The sequence below is a fragment of the Halopseudomonas salina genome (assembly GCF_008641105.1).
The window spans coordinates 22,981-41,651 of sequence record NZ_VTTI01000003.1 but is presented as its reverse complement, the minus strand read 5'-3'; the positions used below and the strand labels follow the sequence as shown (position 1 = coordinate 41,651).

Annotated in this window: 13 protein-coding genes and 1 pseudogene; 2 read left to right on the top strand and 12 right to left on the bottom strand. The window is 57.8% G+C overall.

Annotation, left to right across the window (positions count from 1 at the left end; translation table 11 throughout):
- Positions 1–28: 28 nt before the first annotated feature.
- The 12 genes and pseudogenes from cobA to pyrC all read right to left on the bottom strand — a co-directional run bounded on the left by cobA (position 29) and on the right by pyrC (position 16,257).
- The gene (gene cobA / locus FZF01_RS05585) at positions 29–844 is read right to left on the bottom strand and encodes a uroporphyrinogen-III C-methyltransferase (protein WP_150277170.1); all 816 of its coding nucleotides are present in this window, start codon (positions 842–844) and stop codon (positions 29–31) included.
- Positions 845–884: 40 nt separating this feature from the next.
- The gene (locus FZF01_RS05580; protein ID WP_150277169.1) at positions 885–3,593 is read right to left on the bottom strand and encodes a nitrate reductase; all 2,709 of its coding nucleotides are present in this window, start codon (positions 3,591–3,593) and stop codon (positions 885–887) included.
- 71 nt (positions 3,594–3,664) lie between these two features.
- Positions 3,665–4,864: pseudogene (locus FZF01_RS05575) on the bottom strand (NAD(P)/FAD-dependent oxidoreductase); the annotation flags it as partial.
- A gap of 312 nt (positions 4,865–5,176) precedes the next feature.
- The gene (locus tag FZF01_RS05570) at positions 5,177–6,847 is read right to left on the bottom strand and encodes a bifunctional protein-serine/threonine kinase/phosphatase (RefSeq protein WP_150277167.1); all 1,671 of its coding nucleotides are present in this window, start codon (positions 6,845–6,847) and stop codon (positions 5,177–5,179) included.
- A 3-nt stretch (positions 6,848–6,850) separates the two neighbouring features.
- On the bottom strand, positions 6,851–8,062 hold the full coding sequence (locus FZF01_RS05565) for a nitrate/nitrite transporter (protein ID WP_150277166.1): 1,212 nt from the start codon (positions 8,060–8,062) through the stop codon (positions 6,851–6,853).
- A 188-nt stretch (positions 8,063–8,250) separates the two neighbouring features.
- Positions 8,251–8,829: an ANTAR domain-containing response regulator gene (locus FZF01_RS05560; RefSeq protein ID WP_150277165.1), complete on the bottom strand. Its 579-nt coding sequence runs from the start codon at positions 8,827–8,829 to the stop codon at positions 8,251–8,253.
- A 31-nt stretch (positions 8,830–8,860) separates the two neighbouring features.
- The gene (locus FZF01_RS05555) at positions 8,861–10,078 is read right to left on the bottom strand and encodes a CmpA/NrtA family ABC transporter substrate-binding protein (RefSeq protein WP_150277164.1); all 1,218 of its coding nucleotides are present in this window, start codon (positions 10,076–10,078) and stop codon (positions 8,861–8,863) included.
- Positions 10,079–10,229: 151 nt separating this feature from the next.
- Positions 10,230–10,658, bottom strand: a complete 429-nt coding sequence (locus FZF01_RS05550; protein WP_150277163.1) for a universal stress protein — start codon at positions 10,656–10,658, stop codon at positions 10,230–10,232.
- 11 nt (positions 10,659–10,669) lie between these two features.
- A complete protein-coding gene (locus FZF01_RS05545) occupies positions 10,670–13,261 on the bottom strand; it encodes a TRAP transporter permease (protein WP_150277162.1) in 2,592 nt (863 codons plus the stop codon).
- Positions 13,262–13,342: 81 nt separating this feature from the next.
- A complete protein-coding gene (locus FZF01_RS05540) occupies positions 13,343–14,317 on the bottom strand; it encodes a TAXI family TRAP transporter solute-binding subunit (protein ID WP_150277161.1) in 975 nt (324 codons plus the stop codon).
- Positions 14,318–14,528: 211 nt separating this feature from the next.
- A complete protein-coding gene (gene rnt / locus FZF01_RS05535; RefSeq protein ID WP_223825413.1) occupies positions 14,529–15,197 on the bottom strand; it encodes a ribonuclease T in 669 nt (222 codons plus the stop codon).
- 25 nt (positions 15,198–15,222) lie between these two features.
- Positions 15,223–16,257 carry a dihydroorotase gene (gene pyrC / locus FZF01_RS05530; protein WP_150277160.1) on the bottom strand — a complete coding sequence of 345 codons (1,035 nt, stop codon included), beginning with the start codon at positions 16,255–16,257 and terminating at the stop codon, positions 15,223–15,225.
- Between the two features lie 135 nt (positions 16,258–16,392).
- Here pyrC and FZF01_RS05525 point away from each other — a divergent pair, with 135 nt between their 5' ends.
- Positions 16,393–17,244 carry a flagellar protein MotY gene (locus tag FZF01_RS05525; protein ID WP_150277159.1) on the top strand — a complete coding sequence of 284 codons (852 nt, stop codon included), beginning with the start codon at positions 16,393–16,395 and terminating at the stop codon, positions 17,242–17,244.
- A gap of 96 nt (positions 17,245–17,340) precedes the next feature.
- A complete protein-coding gene (locus FZF01_RS05520; RefSeq protein ID WP_150277158.1) occupies positions 17,341–18,558 on the top strand; it encodes an argininosuccinate synthase in 1,218 nt (405 codons plus the stop codon).
- The last annotated feature ends 113 nt before the right edge of the window (positions 18,559–18,671 follow it).

Genomic DNA, 18,671 nt, shown 5'->3' with positions numbered 1-18,671 from the left:
ACGATCTAGACGGCCAGGTTATCCGTGCTCAGGCGCTGATTGTCAGCAGCTTCGCGCTTTTAGGGATTATTTCCGATTCTGGGAGCGTTTCTCCAGCGAGCAATGTTGATGCGGTTGATGCGCTAACCACCTCTCCGATTACCAGTACCGCGGGACTTTGGAGATTGAAAACCTCAGCCTGTGCGCACAACTGATCGAGAGTGCACACATGCTGACGCTGGTCAGGCAAACTGGCCCGCTCGATCATCGCTACCGGTGTTGAGGCTGGCAGTCCGCCAGACAGCAAGCCATGCTGGATATGTGGCAGCCTGGCAACGCCCATATAAACCACCAGTGTGGTGCCGCCCTGGGCCAGCCCTTGCCAGTTCAGATCGCTGTCATCACGCGTATGAGCAGTCACCAGGGTGACGCCACGGCTCAAGCCCCGCAGCGTCAAGGGGATACCGCACTGGGTCGCGCCCGCCAGTCCGGCGGTGATGCCATTGACCGTTTCTGATGTTATACCGCGTGCGGCCAGCCATTGTGCCTCTTCCCCCGCACGGCCGAATATGCACGGATCACCGCCTTTCAGCCGCACCAGGCGCTTACCCTGGCGGGCATAACGCAACATCAGCCGGTTGATGAATGCCTGAGGTGTGGAGCGACATCCGCCACGCTTGCCCACACGAATGATCCGGGCCTGAGGGCAGTGCTCGAGTATGGCCGGGTTGACCAGATCATCGACCATGACTACTTCAGCCCGGGACAGAATTCGGGCTGCCTTTAGCGTCAGCAATTCAGGGTCCCCGGGACCAGCACCCACGAGGTGGATTAAAGGCGCTGTGTGGTTCTGTAATGTGGTCATGGCGTCTTCTCTTCGCAGAACAGATTGTCTGGATAAAGGTTCATATGGTTGATGCCGGCGCGTTGGGTGCGGGTAACAACCTGCGGATCTCCGGCAGGCAGGAGCCACATTCAGTCCCGCAGCCGAGCTCGGCTTTGAGGCTGTCGAGGTTCATGCCACTGTTGATAGCTGCCTGAATACGGCTGTGGCTGACGTTAACGCAGTTGCAGATGATCTTTTCCACCGAAGCGGCAGTAGCGCCCGGGGGCGCGCTCAGCGGCGCAAGCAACCAGCGCTGCAGATTCTCGGTTGACTCACCGTTTCGCCACAGGTTGATCAGCCAGTCACGGGCCTTGGTTTCGCCGCACAGGCGAACCGCTCGAATACGGCTTCCCTCGATCTTGATACGTTTGCTCACAGCCAGGTGGGGGTCGTCATAAGCCAATACCGGTACCTGATCGAGCCCGAGTAGAAGGTCCACCTCCGCCAGCCACTCGGTGTTGCGGGGCTGTTCATTGGCGGCCCGGATCAGCAGGGCTGGCTCCTCGCGTCCGGCCAGACTGAAGCTGGCGTAGGCCAGGTCTTCGAACAGGTCACGCAAAGCACTGAAGCGTGCCTGAATGTCGCCTTCCACCAGTATGAACACGTCCCAGGGGAGTGATACCGGTTCGATCCGAATCGCAGCCTGTTTGAGTTCAGGTTGGCCGGACATCGGATCAAAGGCTGGCTGGGTGAGCACATTGACCCCACCGCCACGCAGAAAGCGATCGCCCCAGTGCATGGGAATATAGGCCTGACCAGCCTGAAGCTGTTCATCTGCGACCACGGGTAAAACCAGTTTGCCTCTGCGGCTGGTAACACGCACCAGTTGCCCGTCATGCAGTTCCAGTCGATCGATGTCCGCAGGATTCAGACTGATCTGTGCTTGATCAACATGGCCGAAAAGTTGCGCGGCGGTGCCAGTGCGGCTCATGCCGTGCCATTGGTCGCGTAGGCGGCCGGTATTGAGGATCAACGGGTAATCTGTGCTCTGTTGTTCCTTCACTGTCTTGTAAGTATCGGCAATAAATCGAGCGCGGCCGTCGATAGTCGGGAATAGCTTGTCGGCGTAAAGCCGTGCGGTACCTCGCTCTGCACCGGGTAGAAAAGGCCACTGCTGGGGGCCAAGGGCATCGAGAAGCTGATAACTGAGCCCGCTGTAATCCAGATCGCGCTTGGCAGTCAGGCCGCGAAACTCATCAAACAGAGTCTGTGGCTGATGGAAGCCAAACACGCTTGGTTGATCTGGCTTTAGCTGTTTTTCCAGTCGCTGTGCAAAGTCGCAAGCAATGGCCCAGTCTGCACGTGCCTCACCCGGCGCGGGAATCGCGGATCGTACCCGGCTGACTCGTCTCTCGGAGTTGGTCACAGTGCCATTCTTCTCGCCCCAACTGCTGGCAGGCAGGAGCAGGTCGGCAAACTGGCAGGTCTCGGTAGTGGCAAAAGCCTCCTGCACAACCACGAAGGGGCAGAGCGCCAGTGCCTCGCGGATCAGAGTCTGGTCTGGCATTGATTGCGCCGGATTGGTACAGGCGATCCATAGCGCTTTGATCTTGCCCCGACGCACCGCCTCGAAGAGCTCGATAGCGCTCAGCCCGGGGGAGTCGGGTAAGGCCTCAATGCCCCAGTAGTCGGCAACCTCCGCACGGTCCTTGGCGTTGGTCGCATCACGATGGCCGGGAAGTAGATTCGACAGGCTTCCGGTTTCACGCCCGCCCATTGCATTTGGCTGGCCGGTTAGCGAAAAAGGTCCGCTCCCGGGCTTGCCTATCTTGCCTGTGGCCAGGTGCAGGTTAATCAATGCGCTGTTCTTGGCGCTGCCGGCGCTTGATTGATTCATGCCCATGCACCACAGGGACAGAAAGCTGGGTGCCGTACCGATCATCTGCGCTACTTGACGCAAGGCTTCCGGGTCGATTCCGCAAATACCCGCAACGTGCTCCGGCGTGTATTCGCCAACCAGTGACTGCAGGGCATCGAACCCGCCGGTATGTGTCTGGATAAAGGTTTCATCTATCCAGTCTTGCTGGATGAGCAGGTTCAGGATCCCATGTAGCAGGGCCACGTCGGTGCCAGGCTGAATGCCTAGGTGCACGTCGGCCAGCTCGCAGGTAGCCGTGCGCCGCGGATCCACAACAATAATGCGTTTTGCCGGATCCAGGCTTTTTGCCTGCTCCAGCCGGCGGAAAAGCACTGGGTGCGCATAGGCCATATTGCTGCCAATGATCAGCAGACAGTCGCTCTGCTCGATGTCTTCATAGGAGCAGGGCGGTGAGTCGGCGCCAAGGCTTTGCTTGTAGCCCACCACCGCACTGGACATGCAAAGACGCGAATTACTGTCGATGTTGTTGGTGCCCACCACTGCACGGGCCAGCTTGTTAAACGCGTAGTAGTCTTCGGTGAGAAGCTGGCCCGAGATATAGAAAGCGACGCTGTCGGGGCCGAAGTCAGTAATCGTCTGGCCGAAAACCCGGGCGGCATGCTGCATGGCGGTATCCCAGTCGGTGCGGCTGCGCGCCATGCCCTTGCCCAGGCGCAGTTCCGGATAAAGGGCCCGTGCGGCCGGGTCGCCGGTTTTGTGCAGTGTTGATCCTTTGCTGCATAGTCGTCCGTAATTGGCGGGATGGGCGGGATCGCCGGTGACGCCATGAATGGTGTCTGCGTCATGCTCGATCAGCACGCCGCAACCGACGCCACAGTAGCAGCAGGTAGACGCTGTTGTGCGGCGCATCAGGCGGCAATCCCTACTTCAGACGGTGTGGCTTGGGAATTGGTATCACTGATGATGTTATGACAGACCGTTTTACCGAACATCAGAGCGTCACGAATCTTTCTGATGTTCCTGCGCTCCTTTATTAACTCAAGGTACCAGGTCGCATCAGCGGTATCTCCGAACAGGCAGGCGCCGATCAGAATGTCATCCTGGATGACCAGTTTCCGGTAACTGCCGGTGAGCTGGTCTGAAAGCGTGATGGCTTCGCAATTCTCACTTGCGCCGAAATCCCCCGTCGAGAACAGATCGATACCGGTAACCTTGAGTTTGGTGGCGGTGACCGAGCCCTGATAACGACCGTAGCCCAGCATCGCCAGATGGTTGGCACAGACCCGGGCCTGTTCGAACAAAGGCGCGACCAGTCCATAGGCAATGCCCCGGTGATTGGCGCATTCGCCGATAGCGTAAATTTTTGGATCGTAGGTCTGCATTGTGTCGCTGACCAGAATCCCCCGTTCACAGGCCAGTCCTGCGCTTTGCGCGAGTTCTGTGCGGGGGCGCACACCAGCGGCCATCACCACCAGATCGGCGCGTATTTCGCTGCCATCCTTGAAACGAACCGCAGCAACCCGGCCCTTACCGTCATCGATCAGCTCGCTGGTAAATTGCGGCAGGAGGAAGCGGATACCGCGTTGTTCCAGACTGCTCTGCAGCAGCTGCGCGGCGGTCAGATCCAGCTGACGGTCGAGCAGGCCTTTACCGATGTGCACCACAGTGACGTTCATCCCGCGCATGTTCAAACCGTTTGCCGCTTCCAGGCCGAGCAGTCCGCCACCGATGACTACCGCATGGGAGCGGGTTCTGGCAGTGCCCACCATCATCCGCGTGTCGGCAATGTCGCGATAGCCGATCACGCCAGCAAGATCGTTGCCTGGAATGGGTGGCATGAATGGGTTGGAGCCGGTTGCGAGTAGCAACCGGTCATAACCGGCTTCGGTGCCATCGTCCGCGGTCACCAGACGGCGCCGGCGATCGATGTTTACCACGCGTCTGCCTGTGTGCAGGGTCACGCCATTGTCTCGATACCAGTCCAGGTCGTTGAGAATGATGTCTTCGAAGCTCTGCTCTCCGGCTAGTACTGGTGAAAGCATGATGCGGTTGTAATTCGGATGTGGCTCGGCGCCGAATACAGTGATGTCGTACATGTCTGGCGCCAATTTGATCAGCTCTTCCAGGGTACGTACCCCGGCCATGCCGTTACCTACCATTACCAATTTGAGTTTCTGCATTCTCTGCCCCTTTTCGTGAGCGCAAAACAAAAAGGCGTCCCACCGCGCTATGCGGTAGGACGCCTTTGTCCGGTCCCCGATCGGTCGGGTAGCAGGCTGTCGCCGTTGACAGCTGCTGTATGTGAGTGGTGCCGGTACTTCGCAAAGCACCTTTGAGTGTACATATGCACAGGCTATGCCATCAGGCTTTAGACCATAAATCAAAGGCTTATGTGATTTGGAATAGCTGTTTTGCACTTGATTGTGGCGCTGCGCACTGGGCCGGTGCGCTGGTGACGCATGGGTGGTGTCAGGGAATGGCAATGGTCGTTTTCAGTAAAGCATCACCCCCAATAGCGCCAGATTCATGATCAGGGCGCCGATGGCGATTGCGCGCCATACCAGCAACGGCTCGCGTTCAAGCAGCGGCATGTGCTCGGTCTGCACGCTGTGGCGATCTCCCTGCTCCAATGCCAGCAACCACTGCTCGGCAGTTTCGTAGCGTCTGTGCGGATCGGGTTCAACGGCTTTGAGCAGGCATGCATCCAGCCAGGTGGGGAGATCATGCCGGTAGCGGCTTGGTGGGGTGGGTCGGGTAAACCGTGGGTGCTGGAATGCTTCGATCTCACCATAGGGGTAATGGCCGGTGATCAGGTAATAAAGGGTTACCCCGGTACTGTAGATATCCTGTTGCGGGCTGGGTTCGGCACCGCTGAATAGCTCAGGGGCGATGTAGCTGGGCGTGCCCGGGGGCTGGTGATTGGGCTCCCAGGTAGAAAGCCCGGGGCAGAACGCCATGCCATAATCCAGCAGTCGTAACACTCCATCTTCGCCACGGTGCAGGTTGTCGGGTTTGATATCGCGGTGCAGCAGATTGCGGCGGTGCATCATACCAACGGCGCGCACCAGCTCGGGGGCGAGTGTCTGTATCTGAGCCAGACTGAGCAGACCTTGCTCGCGCTTTTGCCTCTCCAGCGTTTTGCCAGGGTAGTCGCGCATCACGTAATACAGATGACGCCTGCCGGGCAGCGGATGCAGTTCTGGTACCTGTTGGGCTGCGCAGCGCCGCATGAACCATTCCTCCAGCACCAGATCGCGGTGGGCGCAGTTGTTGTCATGATGCTGTGCGGGCAGGGTTTTCAACAGCCAGCTCTGTTGTTGCGGATCTTTCACCCGATACACTATCGATTGGCGAGATTCTGCGAGTACCGCCTCAATATGCCAACTTTCAAACTGCTGTCCCGACCTGAGCCTGGGCGGCAGCGCGCGTTCGTTCAGTGGCACCAATGCGTCTGCCAGGCTGGTCTGCGGCAACTCCTCGATGCAAACCAGCAGGGCACTGGCGTTGTCCTGGCTACCGGCATCGTGGGCCAGTTGTATCAGCTGGCTGCAAGCCGTGGCCGGGTCTTCGTTGGCCATCATGCAGCGACCAATGCACGTATCGTCACTGGTCGACCAGACGCCGTCACTGACCACCAGCAAACGATCACCAGCACGCAACTCGCCCTCCAGATAATCCATCACCAGGTGCTCGTCCAGGCCAAGCGCTCGTTTGAGCACGTGCTGCATGCCAGGCTGTTCCCACACATGGTCGCTGGTCAGGCGTCGCAATTGGCCGTTACGAAGCAGATAGGCTCGGCAGTCACCTATGTGTGCAATGGTGTAGCGTTGGCCCCTCAATACCAGGGCGGTCAGGGTAGTCAGTAGCGGCTGCCCGCCACCGTTGGCCCGCAGCCATCGGTTGTGGGCTTTCAATAGCCGCTCCAGCGCCTGGGTTACCGACCAGGTTTCCGGGGTGGAGTAATAATCAAGCGCCAACGCCTGCAATGTGGCACGGGCCGCCAGACCCCCGTCCGGGCACTGGCTGACACCATCGGCAACAGCCATCAGGTGCCCCTTGCTGACCGCAAGGTGGGGCGCCGGCGTGACTATGCGAATAGCATCCTGGTTTTCCTGACGAGGCCCGGTGGCGCTGGATTCGCCGACACGCAACTGCAGGGTCATTGTTTATATCCGTGCCGTGGTCATGGCCGAAGATCCCCAGGTGGTCCGCCAGCGGCGCTTTACACCCACCAGCCCGAGCAGGGCAAGCAGACCCAGTGCGGCGAACATCCATAGCCCCAGTTGATAGTCTCCCGTGTGCTGTTTGATCGTGCCCAGGCCTGCGGCCAATACAAAGCCGCCAACACCACCTGCCATACCGATAAGACCGGTCATCACACCGATTTCGCGGTGGAAGCGCTGTGGCACCAGCTGGAATACCGCGCCGTTTCCTGCTCCCAGGCCCAGCATTGCAGTGACAAAAAGCGCTAGTGCGGCGACCGAACTGGATAAATTGAAACCCACCAGTGCGATGCACACTGAGGCTGTCCCGTACATACACAGTAGTGATCGAATACCGCCGATCCGATCCGCCAGTGCGCCACCAAGCGGACGCATCAGGCTGCCGGCCATGACGCAGGCAGCGGTGTAATAACCGGCAATCACCGGATTGAGCCCGTACTGGTCACTGAAATAACCGGGCAGCGCGCTGGCCAATCCAATAAAGCCGCCAAAGGTAATGCTGTAGAAAAACATGAACCACCAGCTGTCCTTGTCGTTCAGCGCGATCAGATAATCGCTGCCTGTTTTGGGCTTGGGGCGGTCAGGTGCGTTTTTTGCGATCAGTGTGAAGATAATCAGCGTCGCGACCAATGGAATTAGTGCCAGACCGAATACATTCTGCCAGCCGAACAGGTAAGCAAGCCCCGGCGCGAAAAGCGCCGCCAGCACCGTGCCGGAATTGCCCGCGCCGGCGATTCCCAGAGCCTTGCCTTGATGCTCTGGCGGATACCACTGGGAAGCCAGGGGCAAAGCCACGGCAAATGCAGCGCCGGCGAAGCCCAGACCCAGGCCCAGCAGCAGCGTGTCGTGGTAACTGTCTACCCCGATCAGCCATGCTGCACTGAGGCTTACGATCACCACTAGCTGACCAATTATGCCCGCGCTCTTGGGTGACATGCGGTCTGCGAGAAAGCCCATCAGTAGTCGCAGCAGGGCGCCAGCCAGAATGGGTGTTGCGACCATCATGCCCCGTTCCTGTGCAGTCAGGCTCAGATCTGTCGCGATTTGCACAGCGAGAGGGCCCAGTAGATACCAGACCATGAAGCTGAGATCGAAATAGAGAAATGCCGCAAACAGGGTGGGGGTATGGCCGGCCTTCCAGAAACTGTTGTTCATCGATTAGTCCTCAATGTGTGCGCTGATCGCTATTTCAGGGCGCTTGCCCAGTGTCAGTAGGCAAAAAAAAACGCCATCCCCATTCCAGAACCGGGGTTCTGAACGGAGATGACGTCGTTGTCTTGGGGCAACCGCCATTGGCTACCTGCGTGATATGAAGCAGGATGCATGCCAGTTGGGTTAAAAGTTCAATTGCCGAGCATTTCGCTCATCGCTATGATCTGCTCGGCTACCTGACAAAGCTTCTGCTGACGGCTCATGGCCTGGCGGCGCATCAGGGTGTGAGCTTCTGCCTCGTCGCAGTTTTTCATCTTCATGAGCAGGCCCTTGGCCTTTTCGATGCGTTTGCGTTCATTGAGTTGTCGTTCGCGCTCCTGCAATTCCGTGCGCAGCCTCTGATCGGTCTCGAATCGGGCCATCGCCACGTCGAGAATTGCGCGCAGTCGCGTGCTCTGAATGCCCTCGACAATATAAGCGCTGACCCCGGACTGAATAGCCATACGCATCACGCCCTGGTCGTGCTCATCGGTGAACATCACGATAGGACGGGGCAGATCGCGTGTCACCATACAAACCTGTTCCATTACGTCGCGTCCTGGTGAGTCACAATCGATCAACACCACGTCGGGCTTGCACTCCTGGACCCGGGCGGGCAAATCCACCGAGAGTCCGGACTCATCGAGTACTTCAAACCCAGCCTCACTGAGCGAGTCGCGCAAGCGACCCAGTTTTCGGGCCGTGTCGTCGATAAGCAAAATGCGCATCATGCGCCGCTGTCTCCGGAATATGGATAGTGGCTCACCGTATACCCTCCAGGCAGCCAGTTGTGTTGCGCGCATGCAGAGCAAAGCTTGCCGCATATTCGGCCGGCTTGGAGCCGTCCCAAGCTACGTCGTCCAGCAAAGTGCTGCTGCGCATATCGTCATCGGGCACTTCGATACCCAGAAGACTGGCGGCTTCACGATAGATCTTCAGTTGCTGTACCTGGGATGCCACAGCCAGATAATCGGGATCTTCGCGCAGCAGGCCCCAGCGACGGAACTGAGTCATGAACCACATGCCGTCCGACAGGTAAGGCATATTCACCTGTCCGCCGTTATGAAAGCGCAGCGGATGGCTATCCTGCCAGGTGTGACCGTTACCGTCAGCGTATTGACCGAGCATTCTCGGAAGCAGTGTATCCGCCGGTATGTTCAGGTAGTCCGGACTGCTGATCAGCTGTGCTGTACTGCGCCGGTTCTCGTCACTCTGGTCGATGAAGCGGCTTGCATCCAGAACCGCCATCACCAGAGCTCTTGCGGTATTAGGGTACTGATCGACAAATTCGGCAGTAGTGGTGAGGGCTTTTTCCGGGTGATCAGGCCAGATCGACTGGCTGGTCGCCAGCGTAAATCCCTGATTCTCTTCGATGGCATGCGCACCCCAAGGTTCACCGGCGCAGAATCCGTCAATGCGGGAGGCCTGCAGGTGTTGCACCATTAGTGAGGGGGGGACTACCAGCGACTCGACATCCCGCAGGGGGTGTATTCCCTTGGCTGCCAGCCAGTAGTAAAGCCACATGGCATGGGTGCCAGTCGGGTAAGTCTGCGCAAAGCGCAGGCGCGCACTGCCATGGTGCACTTTGGACGCCAGTGCGTCAGCATCGGTCACTCCGCAGCGCTGCATCTGCGCTGAAAGATTGATGCTTTGGCCGTTCTGATTTAGCCCCATGAGTATCGACATGGGTGTACATTGCGCGCCCAACCCAAGGTGTACGTCATATACCAGGCCATAAGGGCTCTGGGCAGCGTCGAGCTCGCCGCACAGAATCCGGTCGCGCAGTACTGACCATGATGCCTGTCGCTGCAACTCCAGTGTCAGGCCGTAAGGTTGGCCAAACCCCTGGGTGGCGGCGACTATCAACGATGCCGAGTCGGTGAGCGGCAGATAGCCGATATTCAGCAGACCCTTTTCCGGGCCGTCGCTGCCAGCCACCCAGGCCAGAGCGTCGGCTCGTGGACCACTGCTGTCTTGCATGATTGTTCTCCAGATCAAAGCCGGGACAAACAAAAACGCCGTGCTCAGGATCGATTGGTTCGATCCGGATCACGACGCCGTTGTCGCTTGATGCCAGCCCACTAAGGGCGTTTTCAAGCAAAAAAGCAATTTTTATGCCAGCAAGGATCGTTTAACGCACCACCATCACCGAGCGTTTGGACTGCTGTACCACACGCGTTGCGTTGGTACCGAGAATATAATCCTCGGCACGCTTGCGCTTGTGCGAGGCCATTACGATCAGATCAACCTTGAGTTGCTTGGCGACCCGCAGAATGGCTTCGTAGGTTTTGCCGTCGGTGACAATGCGTTGCACCTGAACTTCCTGTGGAATCTTTTCCAGAACGAACTCTTTCAGTCGCTGAGAAACCGCTTGCTCTGCCTTTTCGGTATATTCACGGGGGAAAAACCCACCCACCAGCGGTAACCCAAAATCCGGGATCACCGTCACGATATGCAGCGAGGCGCCGTAATCGCGGCATAGTTGCAAGGCGGTAGGTAAGGCTTTGATCCAGGAGCCATCATGGTTGAGATCTATGGGTAGCAGGATTTTCTTGTACATGGCTGGCCTCCTCAGGCGTGGACCGGTTGATCAGGTTGCCTGCGTCGCCATTGCAGACCGATGATCAGCATGAAAAGCACTAAGGCCGGAATCCACATCCATTCCTTGGCCACTCGGTCAACCGGCGCGAGAATCTCGGTTATTTCCTGGTCGAAATCAAACCCCAGATCCGCAGCAAGACTGCCATAGGTAACCATATCGACTATTGTTCGGTCGCCATCCTGTATGAGGGTGAGCCCCAGCTCATCCAGTCGCTCCTGGCCTGTCTCGCCGTCAGGAACGGGCACCAGCAGATAGAATTGCCGCGGCGTGCCTATATCGTCCAGACCCTCGATCTGCATCCGCAGATTGCTGCCCTCATCTACCCGGTTCAGAGCCTGGGCAATTTCTGCGGGCGGTATCGACTGATAGGGGTCGTGGACGATATCCATCCAGAAGCCCGGACGAAAGAGCGTGAAGGCCACCAGAAGCAGCAGAATGTTTTCGTACCAGCGGTTGCGCACGATCATGAAGCCCTGGGTGCCGGCCGCGAATATAAGCATGGCCACAGTAGCGACGACAAAGATCAATAAGCCTTTCCACAATCCGACATCGATCAACAACAGATCAGTATTGAAGATGAACAGGAAGGGCAGGGCGGCGGTACGCAAGCTGTAATAGAACGCCTGAAAGCCGGTGCGAATCGGGTCGCCGTTGGACACCGCAGCTGCCGCAAAGGAAGCCAGACCAACAGGTGGTGTCACATCAGCCATTATTCCGAAGTAGAACACGAACAGGTGAACCGCGATCAGCGGGACTATCAGACCGTTCTGTTGGCCCAGCGTCACGATTACCGGTGCCAGTAGTGCGGACACCACGATGTAGTTCGCCGTAGTGGGTAGCCCCATGCCCAGTATCAGACTCAAGACCGCAGTGAGCATCAGCATCAGCATCAGATTGCCCATCGACATGATCTCGACCAGGTCGGCGAGCACCAGCCCAACGCCTGTCTGCGCAACGGCGCCAACGATAATGCCTGCCGTGGCGGTGGCGATACCGATACCGATCATGTTGCGCGCACCTGACACCAATCCCTGCCACAGATCATCAAGTCCGTGATGCAGGTCATTGGCCAGCTTGCTCTGACCGCGGAACATGGCAATCAAGGGTCGCTGGGTGAGAATGATCACGATCATCAACACTGTCGCCCAGAAAGCGGAAAGACCGGGGGAGAGTCGCTCAACCATCAGGCACCAGACCAGCACGATCACCGGAAGAATAAAGTGCAGGCCGGACATGACCGTAGGGCGGGTCTGCGGGAGCTTGACCACGGGTGAGTTGGGATCGTCCAGTTCCAGTTCGGGGTACTGCGATCCGACTTTCAACAGCCCAATGTAAACCACCAACAATGCGGCACCTATTACCCAGCCGGCGCTCTCGCCCAACAGGGGTTTGAGCCAGCCCAAGCCGTAATACACGGCAAATGACAATGCCATGAGCAAGATGAGGCCGGTCAGAAAACCGATCATCTTGCGTACCAGCGGACGTGGCGGATTACTGCTTTCCAGGCCCTGCATGCCGGCTTTCATTGCTTCCAGGTGAACGATATAAACCAGGGCTATGTAGGAAATCAATGCAGGTAGAAACGCGTGTTTGATTACCTCGACGTAGGAAATACCCACGTACTCGACCATCAGAAACGCCGCTGCGCCCATGACGGGTGGCATGATCTGACCGTTTACGGAAGAGGCCACTTCAACGGCCCCGGCTTTTTCCGAGGAGAAACCGACTCGTTTCATCATGGGTATGGTGAAGGTGCCCGTTGTAACGACGTTGGCAATCGAGGAGCCGGAGATCAGGCCTGTCATGGCGGAGGCGACTACGGCTGCCTTGGCAGGCCCGCCCTTGTAGTGGCCGAGCAGGGAGAAGGCCACCTTGATGAAGTAGTTGCCTGCGCCAGCCTTGTCGAGCAATGCACCAAAGAGCACAAAAAGGAACACAAAGCTGGTCGATACACCAAGGGCAATGCCGAACACCCCCTGGGTGGTTAGCCATTGGTGGTTGGCCAGTGCATCGACACTCACCCCGCGGTGGGCGAGGATGCCCGGCATATATGGACCACCAACGGAGTAGACGATGAATACCAGGGCCACAATCATCAGCGGCGGGCCCAGGGCGCGGCGGGTAGCTTCCAGCAGAAGGACCAGGCCGATAAGCGCAACGACCACGTCAATCGTTGTCGGGTTGCCCGGTCTGGTGGAAAGCTGGGTATAGAAAATATAGATGTACGCTGCGCAGAAGGAGGCTGCAAAGGCCAGGATCCAGTCTGGTATGGGTACGCGATCGCGTGGCGAATGTTTTAACGCCGGGAAGGACAGAAATCCGAGAAAAACGGCAAAGGCCAAATGAATGGAGCGGGCCTCTGTGCTGTTGAATACGCCAAAGCCGACGATAAAGGGCAATGGAGAGGCAATCCAGAGCTGAAAAAGGGACCAGGCCGCGGCTACGGAAACAATCAGTTTGCCAGGGAATCCTTTGGGCTTGCGGGCACCGGTATCACTGGTGGCGACCAGCTCCTCAAGCTCACTGCTGAGATTGTCGCGCTTGGTAGTTTGTTCGCTCATGATCGTCCTTGCTGTTCGTTTTACTTCTTCTAAGAGGAACAGGCTTGGCCGCCGGATGTATGACCGGCGGCCAATACATCATTACATCCAGCCGCGTTCCTTGTAGTAACGCACGGCTCCCTCATGCAGGGGAATGGATAGGCCTTCCTTGATCATTTCCTCTTCCTTCAATGTGGCGAAGGCAGGGTGCAGTCGCTTGAAGCGATCAAAGTTTTCGAATACAGCCTTGACCGTGTGATACACCATGTCGTCAGGCACCTTGCTTGACGTCACCAGCGTGGCGCGTACGCCAAAGGTCTGCACATCATCCTCATTGCCGCGGTAGATGCCGCCGGGTATCGTGGCCTTGGCATAGTAGGGGCGTTCTTCGATCAGTTCGTCGATCTCATCACCTGTGACTGACACAATCACCGAGTCGACCGTGGTGGTTGCTTCCTGAATCGAGCCATTGGGGTGCCCGGCAACATAGACCATCGCATCAATGTTGTTATCGCCCAGCGCTGCGGCCTGCTCTGCTGCGTCCAGCTCGGAAACCAGGGCGAAATCATCACGTGTCCAGTCGAGTGCTTCCATCACGACTTCCATGGTGTCACGCTGACCGGAGCCGGGGTTGCCCAGATTGACTCGCTTGCCCTTCAGATCCTTGACGTTCTTGATGTTGGCGTCTTGACGGGCAACGACCGTCAGCGGCTCACCATGCAGAGCAAACATGGCACGCATTTCTTCATAGGCGCCCGCTTCCTCAAAGCCTTCCACGCCGGCGTAAGCCTTGTATTGCACGTCTGACTGCACTACACCCATCTGCATGTCGTTATTGCGGATTGCGTTGACGTTGGCAACGGAGCCACCGCTAGATGGAGCGTTGCAGCGAATGCCATGTTCATTGGCATTGCGGTTTATCAGGCGGCACACCGACTGGCCCACAACGTAATAGACGCCAGTCTGGCCGCCGGTACCGATGGTGAGAAATTTCTCCTGGGCTATCGCAGGTGCTGAGGATATTGCAGCAAGGCCAATGGCCGCTGAAAACAGCAGTGTAAGGGATTGTCGCTTCATGAGAGGGTAGCTCCTTCTTTTGGTTTTTTATCGCCGGCAGCCGCGTTAGGCGGCGCCGATATCACGTTGCGGCTGGGCCGGGTGGCCCATCCAACAGCGTTAACGGATACGATTGTTGAAGTGTAGCGGACTGTTGCGCATCTATCTGAAAATAGCGCCCGCTGGTACGGCGGGCAAGTTATTGATTCGGATAGATGTGTAGAGTTGTGAATCAGTCGAGTGGCCAGCCGCCCATTTCGCGCCACCGATTGACGACGCTGCAGAACAGCTCGGCGGTTTTTTCGGTGTCATAGCGTGCGGAATGAGCCTCGCGGCCATCGAACTCGATGTCGGCGGCGGAACAGGCCTTGGCCAGCACCGTCTGGCCGAACGCCAGGCCGCCCAGCGTGGCGGTGTCAAAGCAGGAAAACGGGTGAAAGGGATTGCGCTTTATCTGCGTGCGCTCAACAGCGGCATTGAGAAACCCCAGGTCGAAGAATGCATTGTGCCCAACCAGCACCGCACGATTACAGCCGGCGGATTTGACCGCTTTGCGCACGTGTTTGAAGATGTCCGTCAGGGCGTGCTCTTCGGTCACTGCCATGCGCAGGGGATGATCCAGCTTGATTCCGGTAAATTCCAGTGCGGCTGCTTCTACATTTGCTCCGGCAAAGGGCTCTACGCGAAAGAAGTGCGTATCCCCAGGGTAGATCATGCCCTCTTCATCCATCTCGACAATAGTGGCGGCAATTTCCAGCAGCGCATCGGTAGCGCTGTTGAAGCCGCCGGTCTCCACGTCTACCACCACCGGTAAAAAACCACGGAAGCGATAAGCCATTGGCGACTTGGGCCCTTTACTTGCGGGTTGCTGGTCTTCGGTGTCGAACTCAAACTCGCTCACAAGCGATCCTTAATATGGTTGGCGGTCAAGCGACGCGCCATTGCAGGGTCTCGCCAGCGCGCAGCGGAACGATAACCTGATCACCCAGGGGCAGGGTTTCAGGTGCAGTCCAGGAGTCGCGCACCAGGGTGATCCGGTCTGTATTGCGCGGCATACCGTAGAAATCAGGGCCATGCAGGCTGGCAAAACCCTCGAGCTTGTCGAGAATGCCCAGGTGGTCAAAGGTTTCGGCATACATCTCGATGGCAGCAAAGGCGGTATAGCAGCCGGCGCAACCACAGGCTGCCTCTTTGGCATGCCGGGCGTGGGGCGCGGAATCGGTTCCCAGGAAAAACTTGCTGGAACCGGAAGCCACGGCATCACACAGCGCTTGCTGATGGCGTTGGCGCTTGAGAATCGGCAGGCAGAAGAAATGCGGACGAATCCCGCCAGCCAGCATGTGGTTGCGGTTGTACTGCAGATGATGCGCAGTAATGGTGGCGGCAACGCGGCCTGATGCGCTTTGTACAAAATCCACTGCATCGGCTGTGGTTATGTGCTCGAAGACCACCTTCAGGGTCGGATAGCGTTCGACCACCCCCACCAGTTGTTGGTCGATGAAAGCCTTTTCGCGATCAAAGATATCAACGTCGGCATGGGTTACCTCACCATGAACCAGCAAAGGCATTCCCACCTCCGCCATGGCTTCCAGGGCTGGATAAATATTCTCCAGCGCAGTGACGCCTGACTGCGAGTTGGTGGTTGCGCCGGCAGGGTAGAGCTTGGCGGCGACGGCCTGACCCGCTGCCCAGGCTTCGCGGATAATCTGCGGGCTGGTCTGGTCAGTAAGGTAGAGCACCATCAGTGGAGTGAAGTTAGAGCCAGCAGGACGAGCGGACAATATGCGCGCCTTGTAGGCGTCGGCCTGTTGGCCGTCGCGCACTGGTGGTACCAGGTTTGGCATCACTATTGCTCTGGCAAATACGCGAGAGGCATCGGCTACGGTGTCAGGTAATACATCATTGTCGCGCAGATGTATGTGCCAGTCGTCCGGCCTGATCAGGGTGATGCGGTCGGTCATCAGCGGGTATTCCAGAGAATTTGAATGGGCTAATGCTACCGGAAGCGCCCCGGATTTTACACACCGACGGGGTAAAGTTTTCCGCCTTCTCGCCGATGTAACCCATTGAGAAGAGTTCATCTTTCGGAGAAACCCGTGGCTCGAGCCTGTATTGCATTACTGCTGACGGTGGCCCTGCCTGCCCATGCGCTGACATTTCAGACGCGCATGGAAGAGGTGGAATGGTCGGTCGAGGGCGACAAGTTCGAATGTCGCCTGACCCAGCCGGTCAGCGGTTATGGCGACGCCGTGTTCGTCAGGCGCGCAGGGGAGCGCCCGGTATTCGAGCTCAAGGCTTGGAACAACCTCATGCGGCCCGGTCAGGCGCAGCTCTACAATGACGCGCCCATGTGGCAGCCCCAGGCGCGGGCCCGGTTGCTGGGCTACACGGCTGTATCTGACGAGCAGGTTGCCATACGCGTTCCACAGCAGCAGGCAGGTCAGATGCTCGCGGGCCTGGCAAGTGGGTTGCACCCGACAATTCAGCGCGCTGCCTGGGCCAATGCAGTGGAGCCAGTGCGAGTGGTGGTATCCAGTATCGGTTATCAGCAGGCCTGGACTGATTTCCAGAAATGCAGCGCCGGATTGCTGCCAATGAATTTCGATCAGATTTCCAATAGTGTTGTCAGCTTTGCCAGCGGCGGGACTCACCTATCAGCCAGCGCCAAACAGCTGCTTGATACGGCGCTGGAATATCTCCAGGCCGACGAGGAAATAACCGGTATCGTGCTTGAAGGCCATTCGGACAACGTCGGTAACCGGCTCGACAATCGGGAGTTGGCTCGCCAGAGAGCTCTGGCTGTGCGCAATTACCTTGTAGAGCGCGGAGTGGCAGAAGAGCTGTTCAGCCTGCGTTTCCACGGTGATCGCTACCCGGTTGCCAGCAACCGCAGTGCTGAAGGCCGGGCGCTGAACCGTCGCGTAAACCTGAAACTCGAAAAGAGCTGATCTATCTCCCCTGTGATTCCTCCCGGCTGGGCGCTAGAATAGCGCTTTGCCCGTCGCCCCGTGCGTGGCGTTGATCAATTTTCAAGGGAGCGCGTAATGTCTGATGTGAAAAAAGTCGTCCTGGCCTATTCCGGTGGTCTGGATACCTCGGTAATTCTCAAGTGGTTGCAAGATACCCATGACTGCGAAGTCGTGACCTTCACCGCTGACCTGGGGCAGGGCGAAGAGGTCGAGCCAGCACGTGCCAAGGCCAAGGCCATGGGCGTGAAGGAGATCTACATCGACGATCTGCGCGAAGAGTTCGTGCGTGATTTCGTGTTTCCGATGTTCCGCGCCAATACCGTCTATGAAGGCGAGTACCTGCTGGGTACATCCATTGCGCGCCCGCTGATCGCCAAGCGCCTGATCGAGATCGCCAACGAGACCGGCGCCGACGCTATCTCCCATGGTGCGACCGGCAAGGGCAACGACCAGGTGCGTTTCGAACTGGGCGCCTATGCGCTCAAACCGGGCGTCAAGGTGATTGCACCCTGGCGTGAATGGGACCTGCTGTCGCGCGAGAAGCTGATGGATTACGCGGAAAAGCACGGCATACCGATCGAGCGTCACGGCAAGAAAAAGTCTCCTTACTCCATGGATGCCAACCTGCTGCACATTTCCTATGAAGGCGGCGTGTTGGAAGACACCTGGACCGAACATGAAGAAGACATGTGGAAGTGGACCAAGTCGCCAGAGAACGCTCCCGACTCCCCAACCTATATCGAGCTGACCTATCGTAAAGGTGATATCAGCGCCATCGACGGCAAGGAGATGTCTCCCGCTACCGTGCTTGCCGAACTTAACCGCATCGGCGGTGAGAACGGCATTGGCCGTCTGGATATCGTCGAGAACCGTTTTGTCGGCATGAAGTCCCGCGGCTGCTACGAAACCCCTGGCGGCACCATCATGCTCAAGGGCCACCGCGCCATCGAATCCATTACCCTGGATCGCGAAGTCGCACACCTGAAAGACAGCCTGATGCCCAAGTATGCCGAGCTGATCTATAACGGTTTCTGGTGGAGCCCCGAGCGGGTGATGATGCAGCAGATGATCGATGCATCCCAGGCCAACGTGAACGGCGTAGTCCGTCTGAAGCTGTACAAGGGCAACGTGATCGTTACCGGCCGCAAGTCTGATGATTCCCTGTTCGACGCTGCCATTGCCACATTCGAAGACGACGCTGGCGCCTACGACCAGGCCGATGCCGCAGGCTTTATCAAACTCAATGCATTGCGTATGCGTATTGCAGCGAGCAAGGGGCGTAAGCTGCTATAACCCCAGCGGCAAGCGGCAAGCGGCAAGCGGCAAGTTGTCCGGGGTGGCTTGAAGATTTTTGTCTCAGCCTGGCAGAAGTATTTGCCAGGCAGAGAAAAAGCCCCATGCTGATC

Coding starts and splice junctions, on each gene's coding strand:
- FZF01_RS05520 (WP_150277158.1), top strand. CDS start 17,341: ATGTCTGATGTGAAAAAAGTCGTCCTGGCCTATTCCGGTGGTCTGGAT.
- cobA (WP_150277170.1), bottom strand. CDS start 844: ATGACCACATTACAGAACCACACAGCGCCTTTAATCCACCTCGTGGGT.
- FZF01_RS05560 (WP_150277165.1), bottom strand. CDS start 8,829: ATGATGCGCATTTTGCTTATCGACGACACGGCCCGAAAACTGGGTCGC.
- FZF01_RS05565 (WP_150277166.1), bottom strand. CDS start 8,062: ATGAACAACAGTTTCTGGAAGGCCGGCCATACCCCCACCCTGTTTGCG.
- FZF01_RS05555 (WP_150277164.1), bottom strand. CDS start 10,078: ATGCAAGACAGCAGTGGTCCACGAGCCGACGCTCTGGCCTGGGTGGCT.
- FZF01_RS05570 (WP_150277167.1), bottom strand. CDS start 6,847: ATGACCCTGCAGTTGCGTGTCGGCGAATCCAGCGCCACCGGGCCTCGT.
- FZF01_RS05550 (WP_150277163.1), bottom strand. CDS start 10,658: ATGTACAAGAAAATCCTGCTACCCATAGATCTCAACCATGATGGCTCC.
- FZF01_RS05545 (WP_150277162.1), bottom strand. CDS start 13,261: ATGAGCGAACAAACTACCAAGCGCGACAATCTCAGCAGTGAGCTTGAG.
- FZF01_RS05540 (WP_150277161.1), bottom strand. CDS start 14,317: ATGAAGCGACAATCCCTTACACTGCTGTTTTCAGCGGCCATTGGCCTT.
- FZF01_RS05580 (WP_150277169.1), bottom strand. CDS start 3,593: ATGCGCCGCACAACAGCGTCTACCTGCTGCTACTGTGGCGTCGGTTGC.
- pyrC (WP_150277160.1), bottom strand. CDS start 16,257: ATGACCGACCGCATCACCCTGATCAGGCCGGACGACTGGCACATACAT.